General features: G+C 67.9%; 14 protein-coding genes. 13 read left to right on the top strand and 1 reads right to left on the bottom strand.

Features of this window, described 5'->3' with window-relative positions:
* The first annotated feature begins 209 nt into the window (after window positions 1-209).
* The 8 genes from BM004_RS11190 (at window position 210) to BM004_RS11155 (ending at window position 9,634) form a co-directional block, all read left to right on the top strand.
* Window positions 210-1,193, top strand: a complete 984-nt coding sequence (locus BM004_RS11190) for a MurR/RpiR family transcriptional regulator (RefSeq protein ID WP_093213259.1) — start codon at window positions 210-212, stop codon at window positions 1,191-1,193.
* A complete protein-coding gene (locus tag BM004_RS11185; RefSeq protein ID WP_093213258.1) occupies window positions 1,190-2,179 on the top strand; it encodes an isoaspartyl peptidase/L-asparaginase family protein in 990 nt (329 codons plus the stop codon). Before BM004_RS11190 ends, BM004_RS11185 begins: the two co-directional genes overlap by 4 nt.
* A 32-nt stretch (window positions 2,180-2,211) precedes the next feature.
* A complete protein-coding gene (locus tag BM004_RS11180) occupies window positions 2,212-4,101 on the top strand; it encodes a dipeptide ABC transporter ATP-binding protein (RefSeq protein WP_093213256.1) in 1,890 nt (629 codons plus the stop codon).
* 75 nt (window positions 4,102-4,176) lie between these two features.
* Entirely contained in the window at window positions 4,177-5,730 is a 1,554-nt protein-coding gene (gene gsiB, locus BM004_RS11175; protein ID WP_093122532.1) for a glutathione ABC transporter substrate-binding protein GsiB, read from the top strand.
* A gap of 81 nt (window positions 5,731-5,811) precedes the next feature.
* The gene (gene gsiC, locus BM004_RS11170; protein WP_093122534.1) at window positions 5,812-6,732 is read left to right on the top strand and encodes a glutathione ABC transporter permease GsiC; all 921 of its coding nucleotides are present in this window, start codon (window positions 5,812-5,814) and stop codon (window positions 6,730-6,732) included.
* Between the two features lie 10 nt (window positions 6,733-6,742).
* Entirely contained in the window at window positions 6,743-7,669 is a 927-nt protein-coding gene (gene gsiD / locus BM004_RS11165) for a glutathione ABC transporter permease GsiD (RefSeq protein ID WP_093213254.1), read from the top strand.
* Window positions 7,670-7,688: 19 nt separating this feature from the next.
* Window positions 7,689-8,792, top strand: a complete 1,104-nt coding sequence (locus tag BM004_RS11160) for a P1 family peptidase (protein WP_093213252.1) — start codon at window positions 7,689-7,691, stop codon at window positions 8,790-8,792.
* A gap of 23 nt (window positions 8,793-8,815) precedes the next feature.
* Window positions 8,816-9,634 carry a M55 family metallopeptidase gene (locus BM004_RS11155; RefSeq protein WP_093122542.1) on the top strand — a complete coding sequence of 273 codons (819 nt, stop codon included), beginning with the start codon at window positions 8,816-8,818 and terminating at the stop codon, window positions 9,632-9,634.
* 48 nt (window positions 9,635-9,682) lie between these two features.
* Here the strand turns inward: BM004_RS11155 and BM004_RS11150 are convergent, their stop codons facing one another.
* Window positions 9,683-11,323 (bottom strand): methyl-accepting chemotaxis protein, encoded by a 1,641-nt coding sequence (locus BM004_RS11150; protein ID WP_093213250.1) that lies wholly within the window; start codon window positions 11,321-11,323, stop codon window positions 9,683-9,685.
* A gap of 390 nt (window positions 11,324-11,713) precedes the next feature.
* Here BM004_RS11150 and BM004_RS11145 point away from each other — a divergent pair, with 390 nt between their 5' ends.
* The 5 genes from BM004_RS11145 to BM004_RS11125 all read left to right on the top strand — a co-directional run bounded on the left by BM004_RS11145 (window position 11,714) and on the right by BM004_RS11125 (window position 16,877).
* Window positions 11,714-13,492 (top strand): nitrite/sulfite reductase, encoded by a 1,779-nt coding sequence (locus BM004_RS11145; RefSeq protein ID WP_093213248.1) that lies wholly within the window; start codon window positions 11,714-11,716, stop codon window positions 13,490-13,492.
* Window positions 13,489-13,884: a DUF934 domain-containing protein gene (locus tag BM004_RS11140; RefSeq protein WP_093122549.1), complete on the top strand. Its 396-nt coding sequence runs from the start codon at window positions 13,489-13,491 to the stop codon at window positions 13,882-13,884. Before BM004_RS11145 ends, BM004_RS11140 begins: the two co-directional genes overlap by 4 nt.
* 20 nt (window positions 13,885-13,904) lie before the next feature.
* Window positions 13,905-14,537 carry a phosphoadenosine phosphosulfate reductase domain-containing protein gene (locus tag BM004_RS11135; RefSeq protein WP_093122551.1) on the top strand — a complete coding sequence of 211 codons (633 nt, stop codon included), beginning with the start codon at window positions 13,905-13,907 and terminating at the stop codon, window positions 14,535-14,537.
* Between the two features lie 61 nt (window positions 14,538-14,598).
* Window positions 14,599-15,540 (top strand): sulfate adenylyltransferase subunit CysD, encoded by a 942-nt coding sequence (gene cysD, locus BM004_RS11130; RefSeq protein ID WP_093122554.1) that lies wholly within the window; start codon window positions 14,599-14,601, stop codon window positions 15,538-15,540.
* Window positions 15,540-16,877, top strand: a complete 1,338-nt coding sequence (locus BM004_RS11125) for a sulfate adenylyltransferase subunit 1 (protein ID WP_093213246.1) — start codon at window positions 15,540-15,542, stop codon at window positions 16,875-16,877. The genes cysD and BM004_RS11125 overlap by 1 nt, the downstream gene beginning before the upstream one ends.
* The last annotated feature ends 5 nt before the right edge of the window (window positions 16,878-16,882 follow it).

Genomic DNA, 16,882 nt, shown 5'->3' with positions numbered 1-16,882 from the left:
TCAGGGAAATCCCTAGAGGCCAGGCCCCGACGACGCCGGAAGGCCCGCCCCACAAGGGAAAACGCCGCGCGGCCCTGCGTTCAATGCCCCTTCACCGCTGGCCCGTTCCTTGCAAACACGATCAAAAATGACAGAAAATTTTCTTGTTTGACTTATATTTGTAAACTGGTTTTCAAAAAACGCACACTTTCGGACACGCCGCACCTTTCATGAGCACGACCGTCGACACCCCCGGCACCACCGTGGCCCAGCGCATTGCGCAGGCGCTGCCGCGGCTGACGCGTTCGCACCGCCAGGTGGCCGACTACGTGCTGGAGCACCCGCTGCAAGTGGCCACGCTGCCCATCGACGAGCTCGCCGCCGCGGTGGGCGTGTCGGTCGCCACGGCCAACCGCTTTGCCCGCGCGCTGGACTTCGACGGCTACGCCACCTTCCGCGCCGAGCTCGTGCGCGGCTTCGAGTCTTTGGTGGCGCCCGTGGAGCGGCTGCGCGGCAACCTGGAGCGCCCGTCGACCGTGGCCGAGGTGTTCGCCACCGCGCTCGACGAGAGCCGCCGCAACATCGACGCCACGCGCCAGACGCTGGACTACGCCGCCTGCGAAGCCGCGGTGGAGCGCATCGGCAAGGCGCGCTCGATCTACATCGCCGGTTTCGGCGCCAGCGCCTGGCTGGCCGGCCTGCTGCAGCACGGCCTGGACGGCTCGTGCAACGACGTGCGCCTGCTCTCGGGCGTGAGCGGCGTGACGCACGCCGCGCGCACGCTGATGCACGCGGGTTCGCAGGACCTGTTCATCGGCCTGACCTTTCCGCGCTACCTGACCGACACGGTGGCGCTCTCGCAGATCGCGCGCGGCCAGGGCTGCGCCGTGCTCGCCCTCACCGACCGCCCCAGCTCGCCGCTCGCGCCGCTGGCCGACGTGGCGCTGTATTGCCAGACCGAAACCAGCTACCGCCCGAACTGCGAGACCAGCGTGCTCGCGCTGATCGAGGCCCTCACCAGCGCCGTGGCGCTGCGCGCGCCCGACCCGGTGCAGTCCGCCGGCCGCATCCTGCAGGCGGTGCGCCCGTGGCTGCACGGCGCCAACGGCTTGCCGCGCGGCACCGGCATGAACACCGTCGCGCGTTTCGACGACACAACCGAAGCCGCCGCCCTGAACGGCGCCGGCAAGAACAAGAAGAAAGCTTCCCGATGACACAGACCCACGTGCCCGTGATCGCCATCCACGGCGGCGCCGGCACCATCAGCGCCGCCACCACCAGCCCCGAACAGGCGCAGGCCTATCACGACGCGCTGAACCAGATCGTGGCCGCCGCGCAGGCCGTGCTGCTGAAAGGCGCCTCGGCGCTCGACGCCGCCTGCCTCGCGGTCGAGATGCTCGAGGAGTGCCCGCTGTTCAACGCCGGCCACGGCGCGGTGTTCACGCACGACGAGACCCATGAGCTCGACGCCGCCGTGATGAACGGCGCCACGCTGGCCGCCGGCGCCATTGCCGGCGTGTGCCACGTACGCCGCCCGGTGCGCGCCGCGCGCGCCGTGCTCGAGGACGGCGCCCATGTGCTGCTGGCCGGCGCGGGCGCCGAGGCCTTTGCGCGCGAACACGGGCTGGAGATGGTCGAGCCCTCGTTCTTCTCGACCGAGGCGCGCCGCCAGCAGCTGTACCGCGTGCGCGACACCGGCCGCGTGGTGACCGACCATGACGGCGCTTCGATGACCGCAACGGCGGCAACATCGGCCGCAGCCGCCGCACCGCTCGACGAAGACAGGAAGATGGGCACCGTCGGCGCCGTCGCGCTCGACATGCACGGCCACCTGGCGGCCGCCACCTCCACCGGCGGCATGACCAACAAGCGCGTCGGCCGCATCGGCGACTCGCCGCTCATCGGCGCGGGCACCTATGCCGACGACCGCACGGCCGCGGTGTCGTGCACCGGCAGCGGCGAGATGTTCATCCGCGTGGCCGCCGCCTACGACGTGTGCGCGCGCATGGCCTACGGCGGCGCCACGCTCGAAGCCGCCACGCACGCTGTGGTGCAGCAGTCGCTGCCCGCCATCGGCGGAACCGGCGGGCTGATTGCCGTCGACCGCCACGGCAACCTGAGCCTGGCCTTCAACACCGAAGGCATGTACCGCGGCCACGCGCGCGGCAACGAAGCGCCGCAAACGGCCATCTTCGCCTGACACCGCGCGTTCCCCTTTTCTCTCGCATTCCCATGTCCACCCCTTCCCTTGCCCTGCCGGACGGCCGCGTTCTCGCCGTCGACGACCTCACCGTTCGCTTCTCGACCTCCGAGCGCACCGTCGATGCCGTGAAGAAACTGTCGTTCCACATCGACCACGGCGAAACGCTCGCGGTGGTGGGCGAGTCGGGTTCGGGCAAGTCGGTGACTTCGCTGGCGCTGATGCGCCTGGTGGAGCACGGCGGCGGCCGCATCCTCGGCGGGCGCATGGCATTCCGCCGCCGCAACGGCGAGGTGCTCGACCTGGCCCAGGCGCGCGACCAGACGATGCGCGGCATCCGCGGCGCGGACATTGCCATGATCTTCCAGGAGCCGATGACCTCGCTGAACCCTGTGTTCACGGCCGGCGACCAGATTGCGGAAGCCATCCGCATCCACCAGGGCAAGAGCAATTCGGCCGCGCGCGCTGAAGCGCTTCGCATGCTGGAGCTGGTGCGCATTCCCGAGGCGCGCAACGTGCTCGACCGCTTCCCGCACCAGCTGTCGGGCGGCATGCGCCAGCGCGTGATGATCGCGATGGCGCTGTCGTGCAAGCCGCAGCTGCTGATTGCCGACGAGCCCACCACGGCGCTCGACGTGACCATCCAGGCGCAGATCCTCCAGCTCATTCGCGAGCTGCAGAAGGAGATGCGCATGGGCGTGCTGTTCATCACGCACGACATGGGCGTGGTGGCCGAGATTGCCGACCGCGTGCTGGTGATGTACCGCGGCGACAAGGTGGAGGCCGGCACGTCGGACGACGTGTTCGCCGCGCCGCAGCACCCCTACACCCGCGCCCTGCTGTCCGCCGTGCCCAAGCTGGGCGCCATGCAGGGCACCGACCTGCCGGCCAAGTTCGAGCTGCTGCGCACCGAATTCACGGTCGACGCCACGGCCGATGCCGCGCCGGTGCAAGCGGCCACGCCGCAGAACACGGTGCGCGACGATGCGGGCCCGATCCTGCGCGTGCGCGACCTGGTCACGCGCTTCGACGTGCGCAGCGGCCTGCTCGGGCGCGTGAAGCGCCGCGTGCATGCGGTGGAGAAGATCAGCTTCGACCTGTACCCCGGCGAAACGCTGGCGCTGGTGGGCGAGTCGGGTTGCGGCAAGTCGACCACGGGCCGCTCGCTGCTGCGCCTGGTCGAAAGCCAGAGCGGCGCCATCGAGTTCGGCGGCCAGAACATCCGCGAGCTGCCCACGCGCGAGCTGCAGGCGCTGCGCCGCAACATCCAGTTCATCTTCCAGGACCCGTTCGCCTCGCTCGACCCGCGCGTGACGGTGGGCTTCTCGATCATGGAGCCGCTGCTCATCCACAACATCGCCAAGGGCGCCGAGGCGCAGCAGCGCGTCGACTGGCTGCTGCAGAAGGTCGGCCTGCCGCCCGAGGTGGCGCAGCGCTACCCGCACGAGTTCTCGGGCGGCCAGCGCCAGCGCATTGCCATTGCGCGCGCACTGGCGCTCAACCCCAAGGTGGTGGTGGCCGACGAGTCGGTGTCGGCGCTGGACGTGTCCATTCAGGCGCAGATCGTCAACCTGATGCTCGACCTGCAGCGCGAGCTGGGCGTGGCCTTCTTGTTCATCTCGCACGACATGGCGGTGGTGGAGCGCATCAGCCACCGCGTGGCCGTGATGTACCTGGGCCAGATCGTGGAGATCGGCCCGCGCCGCGCGGTGTTCGAGGCACCGCAGCACGCCTACACCCGCAAGCTGATGGCGGCCGTGCCGGTGGCCGACCCGTCGCGCCGCCACAAGCCGCGCGCGCTGCTCGAAGGCGAGATTCCCAGCCCCATCCGCGCGGTGGGCGACGAGCCCGTGGTGCCGCCGCTGGTGCAGGTGGCACCGGGGCATTTCGTTGCACGCCACGCCATCGGCGGCGCGTTTTGAGCTGATCCTTTCAGACCCTATTTTTCAACCGGCAGGCCCCCCTGCTTTTTTCCACGAACCGACTGGAGTTCTTCCATGACGCAATCTTCTTCCTCCCTGCGATGGGCATCCGCACTGCTGGGCCTGGCCGCGTTGGCCGCTTCGGGCACGGCACTGGCCGCCAAAGACGTGGTGCTGTCGATCGGCTACCAGCCGGAAACGCTGGACCCGTACAACACCAACACCACCATCACCACGGCCGTGACGAAGACCTTCTATGAAGGCCTGTTCCAGTTCGACAAGGACCTGAAGGTGCAGAACGTGCTCGCCGAGAGCTACGACGTGTCCAAGGACGGCCTGGTCTACACCATCAAGCTGCGCACCGGCGTGAAGTTCCACGACGGCACCGACTTCAACGCGGAAGCCGTGAAGTTCACGCTCGACCGCGTGCTGAACCAGGACAACAAGCTGCTGCGCTACAACCAGTTCAACCGCGTGAGCAAGGTCGAGGCGGTGAACGCCACCACCGTGCGCATCACGCTGAAGGAGCCCTTCGGCCCCTTCATCAACTCGCTGGCCCACGCCTCGGCCGCCATGATCTCGCCCACCGCGCTGAAGAAGTGGGGCAACAAGGACATCGCCTTCCACCCCGTGGGCACGGGCCCGTTCGAATTCGTCGAGTGGAAGCAGACCGACTCCGTCAAGGCCAAGAAATTCGACGGCTACTGGAAGAAGGGCTTCCCCAAGGTCGACACCGTGCAATGGAAGCCGGTGCTGGAGAACAACACGCGCGCGGCCATGCTGCAGACCGGCGAAGCCGATTTCGCGTTCCCCATTCCCTACGAGCAGGCCGACCTGCTGAAGAAGAGCGACAAGCTCGAAGTGGTGGCCACGCCGTCGATCATCACGCGCTTCCTGGCATTCAACATGCTGCAGAAGCCCTATGACAACCCGAAGGTGCGCGAAGCCATCGGCTACGCCATCAACAAGGAAGCGCTGGCCAAGGTCGCGTTCGGCGGCTATGCCTTCCCGGCGCAGGGCGTGCTGCCCCAGGGCGTGAAGTACGCCGAGAAGATGGCCCCCATTCCCTACGACGTGAAGAAGGCCAAGGAACTGCTGGCCGAAGCCGGCTACCCCAACGGCTTCGAGTCGGTGCTGTGGAGCGCCTACAACAACACGACCAGCCAGAAGACCATCCAGTTCGTGCAGCAGCAGCTCGCGCAAGTGGGCATCAAGCTGCAGGTGCAGGCGCTCGAAGTGGGCCAGCGCACGGAGCAGGTGGATGCATGGCCGGACGCCAAGACCGCCAAGGTCCGCATGTACTACACGGGCTGGTCGTCGTCGACCGGTGAAGCCGACTGGGGCCTGCGCCCGCTGTTCGCCTCGGAAGCCTGGGCACCCAAGCTGAACAACATGTCGTTCTACAAGAGCGACGTGGTCGACAACGCACTGGCCAAGGCGCTGGTGACGATCGACGAAGGCGAGAAGGCCGCGCTGTACAAGACCGCGCAAGAGCAGATCCGCAAGGACCTGCCGCGCGTGCCGATGGTCACCGAGCAGAACCTGTCGGCCCACGCCAAGCGCCTGTCGGGTGTGTTCGTGATGCCCGACGGCAACATCAACATCGACGCCGTCGCGGTGTCGAACTGATCCCCGGTTCCTCGTTTTCCTGACTGACTGTCCGACGGGCGGCGGCATGCCGCCGACGCCCGATCGCGACAAACGCCTCCCATGCTGAATTACTTCCTCAAACGACTGTTGGGCCTGATCCCCACGCTGCTCATCGTGGCGGTGCTGGTGTTCCTGTTCGTCCACATGCTTCCCGGCGACCCCGCGCGCCTTGCCGCGGGCCAGGACGCCGACGAGCAGACCGTGGCCATGGTGCGCCAGGAGCTCGGGCTCGACAAGCCGCTGCCGCAGCAGTTCGTGAGCTTCTTCACCCACATGGTGCAGGGCGACTTCGGCACCTCGATCCGCACGCGGCGGCCGGTGTCGGTGGAAATCGGCGAGCGCTTCTTCCCCACGGTGATGCTGACCATCACCAGCATGGTGTGGGCGGTGATCTTCGGCATGGGCATCGGCATCGTCTCGGCGGTGTACCGCAACAAATGGCCGGACCGGCTGGGCATGACGCTCGCGGTCTCGGGCATCTCCTTTCCCGCATTTGCACTCGGCATGCTGCTGATGCAGATCTTCTCGGTCCAGCTCGGCTGGCTGCCCACGGTGGGCGCCAGCACCTGGAAGCACTACATCCTGCCCTCGATCACGCTGGGCGCGGCCGTGGCGGCCGTGATGGCGCGCTTCACGCGCGCCTCGTTCGTCGAGGTGATCCAGGAAGACTTCGTGCGCACCGCGCGCGCCAAGGGCGTGCACGAGTCGCGCGTGGTGTTCAAGCACACGCTGCGCAACGCGCTGATTCCGGTGGTCACCATGATGGGCCTGCAGTTCGGCTTCCTGCTGGGCGGCTCGATCCTGGTGGAGGCGGTGTTCAACTGGCCCGGCCTTGGCCGCCTGCTGGTGGACGCGGTGCAGATGCGCGACTACCCCGTCATCCAGACGCTGGTGCTGCTGTTCTCGCTCGAGTTCATCCTGATCAACCTGGTGGTCGATGTGCTGTACGGCTACATCAACCCGACCATCCGATACAAGTGAGGCAGCCGACATGACGCAAGCTTCCGGCGCGCCTGCCGAAATCATTCTTCCGACCTCCCCGGTCGCCACCCTGCAGAGCGCGGGCAAGATCCGCACGCCCTGGGGCGAGTGCTGGCGCCGCTTCAAGAAACAGCCCGTGGGCCTCGTGGCCGCGGCGTTCGTGGCGCTGCTGGTGTTCATCGCGGTGTTCTCGCCGTGGATCGTGCCCTTCGACCCCGAGAACTTCTTCGACTACGACATGCTCAACAGCGGTCCGTCGGCCACCCACTGGATGGGCGTGGACCCGCTGGGCCGCGACATCTTCAGCCGCATCCTGTCGGGTGCGCGCATTTCGCTGATGGCCGGCTTCCTGTCGGTGCTGGTGGGCGGCTTCATCGGCACGGCCTTCGGCCTGCTGGCGGGCTACTACGAAGGCTGGTGGGACCGCATCGTGATGCGGGTGTCGGACGTGCTGTTCGCCTTCCCCGGCATCCTGCTGGCGCTGGGCGTGGTGGCCATCCTGGGCAGCAGCATGACCAACGTGGTGGTGGCGGTGTCGGTGTTCAGCGTGCCGGCCTTCGCGCGCCTGGTGCGCGGCAACACGCTGGTGCTCAAGCAGCAGACCTACATCGAGGCTGAGCGCAGCATCGGCGCGTCCGACTGGACCATCATCGTGCGGCACATCCTGCCGGGCACCATCTCGTCGATCGTGGTGTATTTCTCGATGCGCGTGGGCACCTCGATCATCACGGCGGCCAGCCTGTCGTTCCTGGGCATGGGGGCGCAGGCGCCCACGCCCGAATGGGGCGCGATGCTCAGCGAAGCGCGCGCCGACATGGTGACCTCGCCGCACGTGGCGCTGTTCCCCAGCCTGGCCATCTTCTTCACCGTGCTCGCCTTCAACCTGCTGGGCGACGCACTGCGCGACGCGCTCGATCCTAAGATCGACCGCCAGTAAGCTCCCAAGCTCCGTCCCCATGTCTTCCAGCCAGCAGCAAGCCACCCTTCCCTTCATCGGCAACCTGCTCCAGGGCGAGCGCAACGCCATCACCGACGTGGCCGGCGTCACCGTCGGCCACCGCACGCTGAACGACGGCGGCGTGCAGACGGGCGTGACGGTGATCCGCCCGCACGCGCTCGACCCGTTCCGCGACAAGGTGCCCGCCGCGGCCGTGGTGCTCAACGGCTTCGGCAAGAGCGTGGGGCTGGTGCAGCTCGAAGAGCTCGGCGTGCTGGAAACGCCGATCGCGCTGACCAACACCTTCTCGGTCGGCACGGTGGCCACCGCGCAGATCCGCCATTGCGTGGCGAACAACCCCGAGACCGGCCGCGCGCTGCCCACGGTGAACCCGCTGGTGTTCGAGTGCAACGACGGCTACCTGAACGACATCCAGCGGCTGGCCGTGAGCGAGGCCGACTACCTGCAGGCGCTGCAAGGCGCCGGCGCCGATTTTGCGCAGGGCTCGGTCGGCGCGGGGCGCGGCATGTCGAGCTTCCAGCTGAAGGGCGGGATCGGCAGCGCATCGAGGCGTGTGTCCGCACGCAGCAGCTGTCAAGCTGGCCAAGGTGGCAAAGGCGGTTGCCACACCGTGGGCACGCTGGTGCTCGCGAACTACGGGCGCCAGCCACAGCTGCTGCTGGCCGGCCACGCGGTGGGCGAGCGGCTGGCCGCGCTGCAGGCCGCGCGCAGCCTGCCGCCAACGGAAGACGCCGACAAGACCGAGAAGGGCTCGATCATCATCGTGGTGGCCACCGACGCCCCGCTGGACGCGCGCCAGCTGCGCCGCCTGGCGCTGCGCGCGGGCGCCGGGCTGGCCCGCACGGGCTCGGTCTTCGGGCACGGCAGCGGCGACATCGTGCTGGCCTTTTCCACCGCCTACACCGTGCCCGACAGCCCCGAACGGCCGATGCCGGCCGTGGCGATGCTGCACGACAGCCTGCTCGACGGCCTGTTCCAGGCCGCGGCCGACAGCACCGAGCAGGCGATCATTCATGCGCTGTGGCGCGCCGAGGCCGTGACCGGCCGCGACGGCAACCACCGCGCGGCGCTCTCCGAGCTGCTGCCCCCCTCTTCCCTCTGACCCGATTTCCGATCGCACCGCCCATGAAAGTCCTGATCTCCACCGACATCGAAGGCGTCGCCGGCGTCTACCACCCCGAGCAGGTGCGCCCCGGCAACCCCGAGTTCGAACGCGCGCGCCTGCTGATGACGCAGGAAGCCAACGCGGCCGTTGCCGGCGCCTTCGACGCGGGCGCCACCGAGGTGCTGGTGAACGACTCGCACGGCGGCTTTCGCAACATGCCACCCGACGTGCTCGACCCGCGCGCGCGCGTGGTGCAAGGCAAGCCGCGCTACCTGAGCATGGTGGCCGGCGTGGAAGAAGGCGTGGACGCGGTGTGCATGGTGGGCTACCACTCGCGCGGCCAGGGCCGCGGCATCCTGGCGCACACCATCAACAGCTTTGCTTTCGCGAGCATCTCGCTGAACGGGCAGGAGCTGGGCGAAGCCGGGCTCTACGGCGCACTGGCCGGCGAGTACGGCGCGCCCGTGGTCATGGGCAGCGGCGACGACGTGTTCATCGCCGAGAACCGCCCGCTGTTCCCGCACGCGACCTTCGTGGAAACCAAGAAGGCCACGGGCTTCGGCAGCGGCATCTCGCTGTCGCCCGAGCAATCGCGCCGCGCCATCCGCGCCGGCGTGGAAGAAGCGCTGGCCCAGCGTGCCAACGCCAGGCCGCTGGTCTTCACGGGCCCGCAGACCGTGACGCTGCGCGCCCAGTCGCCCTCGCTGGCCGATCTGTTCTGCCAGTGGCCGGCCTTCGAGCGCCTCGACGGCGTCACCTTGCGCTTCACCGCCGAGACGGTGGAAGCGGCGGTGCGCATGCTGAACTGCTGTTCGGCGATGTCTTCGATGCTGCGCTGAGGCAGCAGCACCGGCCGACGCCCTTCGGCGTCGGTCTTTCGTCGCTTCTTACTGGAACGCGACGTCGCGCATGCCGATGCCGCGCGGTGCATTCGCCGCGAGAGCACGCGGCGAGCGGCCGCCGGCGCCTGCGCTGGCGCCTGGCTCCAGCTTGAACTGGCTCACGATCTCCGACAGGCTGCCCGCCTGCTCCTGAAGCGATTGCGCGGCGGCCGAGGCCTCTTCGACCAGCGCGGCGTTCTGCTGCGTGACCTGGTCCATCTGCGTGATGGCCTGGTTGATCTGCTCGATGCCCGAGGTCTGTTCCTGGCTCGCGGCGCTGATCTCGCCCATGATGTCGGTCACGCGCTTCACGCTGCCCACGATCTCGTCCATGGTGCGGCCGGCGTCGGCCACCTGGCGGCTGCCCTCCTCGACCTTCTCGACCGAATCGCCGATGAGCGTCTTGATTTCCTTGGCCGCGGCGGCCGAGCGTTGCGCCAGGCTGCGCACTTCAGACGCCACCACCGCGAAGCCGCGGCCCTGGTCGCCCGCACGGGCCGCTTCCACGGCCGCGTTCAGCGCCAGGATGTTGGTCTGGAACGCAATGCCGTCGATCACGCTGATGATGTCCACGATCTTCTTGGACGACGCATTGATGGAACCCATGGTCTCCACCACCTGGAACACCACGCTGCCGCCGCGCACGGCCACTTCCGAGGCGGAGGTGGCGAGCTGGTTGGCCTGGCGCGCGTTGTCGGCGTTCTGCTTGACGGTGGAAGTCAGTTCCTCGATGGAGGCGGCGGTCTGCTCCAGCGAGCTGGCCTGCTCTTCGGTGCGCGAAGACAGGTCCTGGTTGCCGGAGGCGATCTGCGTGCTGGCGGTCGACACGTTCATCACCACGCCGTGCACCTGCGAGAGCGAACCCTTCAGGGCGTCGCGCATCTGGTCGAGCGCGCGCAGCAGGTGGCCGGTCTCGTCCTTGGCGTAGGTGAGCTGGGGGGCGCCGGTCAGGTCCATTTCGGCGATCGATTGCGCCATGCTCTCGGCGCTGCGCAGCGGCGCGGTGATGCTGCGCGCCAGCAGCCAGGCCAGCAGCGCACCCGCCACCAGGCTCACGGCCGAGCACACGATCAGCAGCATGCGGGTCTGCGATTGCAGGTCGTTGGCGCGGCCCGCGGCGGCGTCGAGCTGCTCGCGCTGGGTGTCCACGACCTGCTGCACGCCGGCCAGGTAGGCCACCGACGTGGGCTGGAACTGGCTGTCGAAGGCGCGGTTGGCGCCTGCCAGGTCGCCCGTCAGCTTGAGCTTGCTCACTTCTTCACGCGAGGCCAGGTAGGCCTTGCGCAGGTTGCCGACCTTCTCCAGCAGCGCCTTCTCCTCGGGCTTGACCAGCTTGCCCTCGATGAATTTCTGCAGCTCGTTGGTGTCCTTGATCGACTTGGCCGTGGCCGGCGCGAAGTAGTCGATCAGGCTGGCGTCGCTGCTCTTGGCAATGGCGGCGGCGCGCTGCACGCCGGAAGTGGTGTGGCGCAGCCAGTCGGAGCCGGCGCGCTCGGTCTTCACGTTGTCCTGGATCATCGTGTCGATCTCCTGGCTCAGTTGCTGCAGCTTCAGCACCGCGGCGACGCTGGTGGCAAGGAAAAGCGCCAGGATGGCGCCCAGCACGATGGCAAGGCGCTTGCCGATTGAGACATTGCTCAAGAACATGGTCGGGACTCCAGGGGATGTGAAGGAACTGCCGCCCGCGCACGGTCAGCAGCGTCGAATCTGAAAAAAAAGCGACCGGTCGGCCGCTCTCCTAGGCTGGATATCGGCAGCGCCAATGAAAACTTTAGGCAACTTCCGCACGCCAGCCCGGACTTTCTTCACTTCCTAGAATTCCCGGGTCCGACAACCCGTTCGCGGCTCGCTCGCCTTATCCGGAATAAGCAACCAACCGTCCCGAAACCCGCATGGATACTGGTGAATAAGCTTATCCGCATAAGACGCGAACCAAAAAATAGTTTGTTTCCATAAGGCGCGCTTTCAGAATCTCGGCTTCTTGCTGGGGCGCCCCGTTGAACGTGCGGCACCGCACTTCCTCAAGACACACGCACGATGTACCAATACACAGAATTCGATCGCCAGTTCGTTCACCAACGGGCCGCCCAATTCCGAGACCAGCTCGAACGCTGGCAAAAGGGCCGCCTCCACGAGGACGAGTTCCGGCCGCTTCGGCTGCAAAACGGCTGGTACGTCCAGCGCTACGCGCCCATGCTGCGCGTGGCCGTGCCGTACGGCGAGCTTTCCAGCCGCCAGTTGCGCGTGCTGGCCCGCATCGCCCGCGAGTACGACGAGCCCGAAGCCGAGGTCTACAAGAAGGCCATCGAGACCCAGGGCCAGCTCGGCAGCCACAAGCTGCCCACCCACTACGCCCACTTCTCGACGCGCCAGAACGTCCAGTACAACTGGATTCCGCTGTCGAAGTCGGCCGACGTGATGGACCTGCTGGCTTCGGTCGACATGCACGGCATCCAGACCAGCGGCAACTGCATCCGCAACATCACGAGCGACGAGCGCGCCGGCGTCGCCATCGACGAGATCGCCGATCCGCGCCCGTACGCGGAAATCATGCGGCAGTGGAGCACGCTGCACCCCGAGTTCGCGTTCCTGCCGCGCAAGTTCAAGATTGCCATCACCGGCGCCACCGAAGACCGCGCCGCCACCGGCTGGCATGACGTGGGCCTGCACATCGTGAAGAACGAGGCCGGCGAGATCGGTTTCCGCGTGCAGGTGGGCGGCGGCATGGGCCGCACGCCCATCATCGGCACCGTGCTGCGCGAGTTCCTGCCCTGGCAGCACATCATGAATTACCTCGAAGCGGTGATTCGTGTGTACAACCGCTACGGCCGCCGCGACAACATCTACAAGGCACGCATCAAGATCCTGGTGAAGGCCGAGGGCCAACGCTACATCGACGACGTGGACGCCGAGTACAAGCAGATCCTGGAGCACGACGGCGCGCCGCACACCATCACGCAGGAAGAGTTCGACCGCGTGGCCGCCTCCTTCGTGCCGCCGACGCTGGCCACCCGCGTGCTGCAGAGCGCCGAGAAGACCGACGCCGAGCTGCGCACCCACGCCGCCGACGACGTGCAGTTCGCCCGCTGGCTCGCCCGCAACGTGGCGCCGCACAAGAACCCCGCGCTGCGCGCCGTCACGCTGTCGTTCAAGCGCCTGAAGCAAGCGCCCGGCGACGCCTCGGCCGACCAGCTCGACACGCTCGCCCAGTTGGCCGACCGCTTCTCCGCCGGCGAAGCCCGCGTGACGCACGACCAGAACGTGGTGCTGCCCTGGGTGCACGCCGAAGACCTGCACGCGCTGTGGCTCGCCGCCCGCGCCGCCGGTTTCGCGAGCGCCAACGTGCACCTGCTGACCGACATGATCGCCTGCCCCGGCGGCGACTTCTGCGCGCTGGCCAATGCGCGCTCCATTCCCATCGCCGAAGCCATCACCGAGCGTTATCAAGACCTCGACGAGCTCGACGACCTGGGCGAGATCGACCTGCACATCAGCGGCTGCATCAACTCGTGCGGCCACCACCACAGCGGCCACATCGGCATCCTGGGCGTCGACAAGGACGGCAAGGAGTGGTACCAGGTCACGCTCGGCGGCTCCGACGGCTCCGCGCTCAGCGGCACGCCGCAGGCCGGCAAGGCCGTGGGCCCCTCGTTCTCGGCGGCCGAAGTGCCGGGCGTGATCGAGGCCGTGCTCACCACCTACCGCGACACCCGTGAAAACGGCGAGAACTTCATCGACACGCTGCGCCGCGTGGGCGCCGACCCGTTCAAGGCCGCGGCCAACGGTGCGCGTTTCAAGGTGGAGGAAGCAGCATGAACAAGACGTTGAACATCCTGGCGGCCGAAGACCACATCGACGACGGCGACCCGAAGGTGCTGCAACTGGCCAACGACGCCGACCCGCTCGCCATCGAGGTGTGCCTGGCCGACATCGAGCGCATCGACCTGAACTTTCCCAAGTTCACGGACGGCCGCGCCTACAGCCAGGCCTTCCTGCTGCGCCGCCGCCTGGGCTTCAAGGGCGACATCCGCGCCACCGGCGACGTGCTGATCGACCAGCTGGTGCAGATGGAGCGCACCGGCTTCTCCAGCGCCGTGCTGAAAGAAGGCGTGGACGCCTCCGACGCGCAGCGCCAGTTCGACCGCTTCGCCACCTTCTACCAAGGCGACGCGGTGCAGACCGCGCCGCACTTCGTGGCCGGCAGCTGAGCACGCACGGAACCCTCGACATGAGCATCGCCACCGACATCGACTTCGCACGCATCAACACCGAACTCGGCCGCAACGCCGAGGGTTTGGTGGACTGGGCCACCGGCCTGGGCCAGCCGTCGATCATCACGACCAACTTCCGCCCTTTCGAGGCCGTGATCCTGCACATGGTCACGCGCGCAAGGCCCGACGTTCCGGTGGTCTGGATGGACAACGGCTACAACACCGAGGCCACCTACCGCTTTGCGGACGAGGTGACCCGGCTGCTGGGCCTGGACCTGCACATCTACCTGCCGCGCCGCTCGCGCGCGCATCGCGAAGCGGTGGAAGGCGCGACGCCGGCGCTCGACGATCCGCGCCACGCCGCCTTCACCGAAGAAGTGAAGCTGGAGCCCTTTGCCCGCGCGCTGCGCGAGACGGCGCCCAAGGTGTGGTTCACCGCGCTGCGGGCCACCGACACCGCGGTGCGCGCGCAGATGGACCCGGTCAGCGTCAACCCCGACGGGCTGATCAAGGTCGCGCCGCTGCTGCACTGGTCGTCCAAGGACCTGTACGAATACTGCGAGAAGCACGGCCTGCCGAACAACTTCGACTACGTGGACCCGACCAAAGGCGAAGACAACCGCGAGTGCGGCCTGCATCTCTCGCACTGAACCCACCGAGCGCACAGAGAGCCATCCCCTGACCGATTCTTCGCATTCAGCACCTCACCAGATGAACGCCCGTACCGAAACCGAACTGCTGCTGCCGCCGGCGCACCTCTCCAACACGCACCTCGACGCGCTGGAAGAAGAAACCATCTTCATCCTGCGTGAAGTGGCCGCGGCCTTCGAGCGCCCCACCCTGCTGTTCTCGGGTGGCAAGGACTCGCTGGTGCTGCTGAAGTGCGCGGAAAAGGCCTTCGGCGCGGGCCGCATTCCCTACCCGCTGCTGATGATCGACACGGGCCATAACTTCCCTGAAGTGACGGCCTACCGCGACCAGCGCGCCAAGGAACTCGGCGCCGAGCTGATCGTGCGCAGCGTGGAAGACTCGATGAAGCGCGGCACCGTGCGCCTGGCCCACCCGGGCGAGTCGCGCAACGCGCACCAGTCGGTGACGCTGCTGGAAGCCATCGAGGAGTTCCGCTTCGACGCGCTGATCGGCGGCGCCCGCCGCGACGAGGAAAAGGCGCGCGCCAAGGAGCGCATCTTTTCGCACCGCGACAGCTTCGGCCAATGGCAGCCCAAGGACCAGCGCCCCGAGCTGTGGACGCTGTTCAACACGCGCCTGGCCCCGGGCGAGCACTTTCGCGTGTTCCCGATTTCGAACTGGACCGAACTCGACGTGTGGCAGTACATCGCCCGCGAGGAAGTGGGCCTGCCCTCGATCTACTACACGCACAAGCGCGAAGTGGTGGAGCGCCGCGGCCTGCTGGTGCCGGTGACCGAGCTGACCCCGCCGCGCGACGGCGAGACGGTGGAAGTGCGCGACGTGCGCTTCCGTACCGTGGGCGACATCACCACCACCTGCCCGGTGGAAAGCCTGGCGGCCGATGCCGCCGACGTGGTGCTGGAGACGCTGTCGGTCGACGTCAGCGAGCGCGGCGCCACGCGCATGGACGACATGACCTCCGAAGCTTCGATGGAGAAGCGCAAGAAAGACGGGTATTTCTGATGAGCACGACGACAGCCACCTCCGACGAACTCGCCGTCCACGGCGACACCGGCACCGCCCTGCGCTTCATCACCTGCGGCTCGGTCGACGACGGCAAGAGCACGCTCATCGGCCGCCTGCTGGTCGACAGCAAGACCGTGCTGCAGGACCAGCTGGCCGGCGTGCAGCGCGGCGGCGAGACCGACCTGGCCCTGCTGACGGACGGCCTCTCGGCCGAGCGCGAACAGGGCATCACGATCGACGTGGCCTACCGCTACTTCTCGACCGCCAAGCGCAAGTTCATCATCGGCGACGCGCCGGGCCATGAGCAGTACACGCGCAACATGGTCACGGCCGCCTCGGCCGCCGACGCCGCCGTGGTGCTGGTCGACGCGACCAAGCTGGCCTGGGCCGCCGAAGTGGAAGACGGCACCGTGGTCAAGCGCGAGCTGCTGCCGCAAACCCGCCGCCACACGCTGCTGTGCCACCTGCTGCGCGTGCAGTCGGTCGTGTTCGCGGTGAACAAGCTCGACGCCATCGCCGATGCCGGCCTGGCCTTCGAACGCATCTCGACCGCGCTGAACGCCTTTGCCGAAGCGGCCGGCGTGCAGGTGGCGGCCATCGTGCCGATCTCGGCCCTCAAGGGCTGGAACGTGGCCACGCGCCACGCCGACTGGGTCGGCTACGAAGGCCCGAGCCTGCTCGAGCTGCTCGAGGAACTGCCGGTCACCGCGCAGGACGAGGCCGTGCCCTTCGCCTTCCCGGTGCAGTGGGTCGAGAAGTTCTCGGCCTCGGCCGACACCTCGCAGGGCCGCCGCGTGTTCTGGGGCCGCGTGGCCTCGGGCCATGTGGAGCCGGGCCAGCGCGTGACCGTGCTGCCGAGCAACCAGACCGCCACCGTCGCCCAGGTGCTGAACCACACGCGCCAGCCGCAGGCGGTGCATGCCGGCCACAGCGCGGGCATCGTGCTCGACCGCGAGGTCGACGTGTCGCGCGGCGACTGGCTGCTGGCGCCCGGCGCCTTCGAGCCGGTGCGCGAGATCACGGCCACCGTGGCCTGGCTGGACGACGAGCCGCTGGTGGCGGGCCGCGTTTATTGGGCGCTGCAGGGCCACCGCTGGGTCAAGGCCAAGGTGGCGCGCATCGTCGACCGGGTGAACATCACCACGCTCGATTCGGAGCCCGCCACGCAGCTCGAAGCCAATTCCATCGGCGACGTGGTGCTCGCGCTGCAGCAGCCGCTGGCGGTGCTGCCGTTCACGCAGTCGCGGGCGCTGGGCTCGCTGGTGCTGGTCGACACGGCCTCGCACAAGACCGCTGCCGCGGTACTTGTGCAACCTTCCGCCGCAAAGGCCTAAAATCT

Source organism: Variovorax sp. OK212 (assembly GCF_900112425.1).
In the GTDB taxonomy this organism is placed as follows: Bacteria; Pseudomonadota; Gammaproteobacteria; order Burkholderiales; family Burkholderiaceae_C; genus Variovorax.
This window is presented reverse-complemented; position numbering and strand designations above follow the sequence as displayed.

Excerpts from the sequence above, each read along its gene's own strand:
- gsiB (WP_093122532.1), top strand. The coding sequence starts at position 4,177 with ATGACGCAATCTTCTTCCTCCCTGCGATGGGCATCCGCACTGCTGGGC.
- gsiD (WP_093213254.1), top strand. The coding sequence starts at position 6,743 with ATGACGCAAGCTTCCGGCGCGCCTGCCGAAATCATTCTTCCGACCTCC.
- BM004_RS11180 (WP_093213256.1), top strand. The coding sequence starts at position 2,212 with ATGTCCACCCCTTCCCTTGCCCTGCCGGACGGCCGCGTTCTCGCCGTC.
- gsiC (WP_093122534.1), top strand. The coding sequence starts at position 5,812 with ATGCTGAATTACTTCCTCAAACGACTGTTGGGCCTGATCCCCACGCTG.
- BM004_RS11160 (WP_093213252.1), top strand. The coding sequence starts at position 7,689 with ATGTCTTCCAGCCAGCAGCAAGCCACCCTTCCCTTCATCGGCAACCTG.
- BM004_RS11145 (WP_093213248.1), top strand. The coding sequence starts at position 11,714 with ATGTACCAATACACAGAATTCGATCGCCAGTTCGTTCACCAACGGGCC.
- BM004_RS11140 (WP_093122549.1), top strand. The coding sequence starts at position 13,489 with ATGAACAAGACGTTGAACATCCTGGCGGCCGAAGACCACATCGACGAC.
- BM004_RS11135 (WP_093122551.1), top strand. The coding sequence starts at position 13,905 with ATGAGCATCGCCACCGACATCGACTTCGCACGCATCAACACCGAACTC.
- BM004_RS11150 (WP_093213250.1), bottom strand. The coding sequence starts at position 11,323 with ATGTTCTTGAGCAATGTCTCAATCGGCAAGCGCCTTGCCATCGTGCTG.
- cysD (WP_093122554.1), top strand. The coding sequence starts at position 14,599 with ATGAACGCCCGTACCGAAACCGAACTGCTGCTGCCGCCGGCGCACCTC.
- BM004_RS11185 (WP_093213258.1), top strand. The coding sequence starts at position 1,190 with ATGACACAGACCCACGTGCCCGTGATCGCCATCCACGGCGGCGCCGGC.
- BM004_RS11125 (WP_093213246.1), top strand. The coding sequence starts at position 15,540 with ATGAGCACGACGACAGCCACCTCCGACGAACTCGCCGTCCACGGCGAC.
- BM004_RS11155 (WP_093122542.1), top strand. The coding sequence starts at position 8,816 with ATGAAAGTCCTGATCTCCACCGACATCGAAGGCGTCGCCGGCGTCTAC.
- BM004_RS11190 (WP_093213259.1), top strand. The coding sequence starts at position 210 with ATGAGCACGACCGTCGACACCCCCGGCACCACCGTGGCCCAGCGCATT.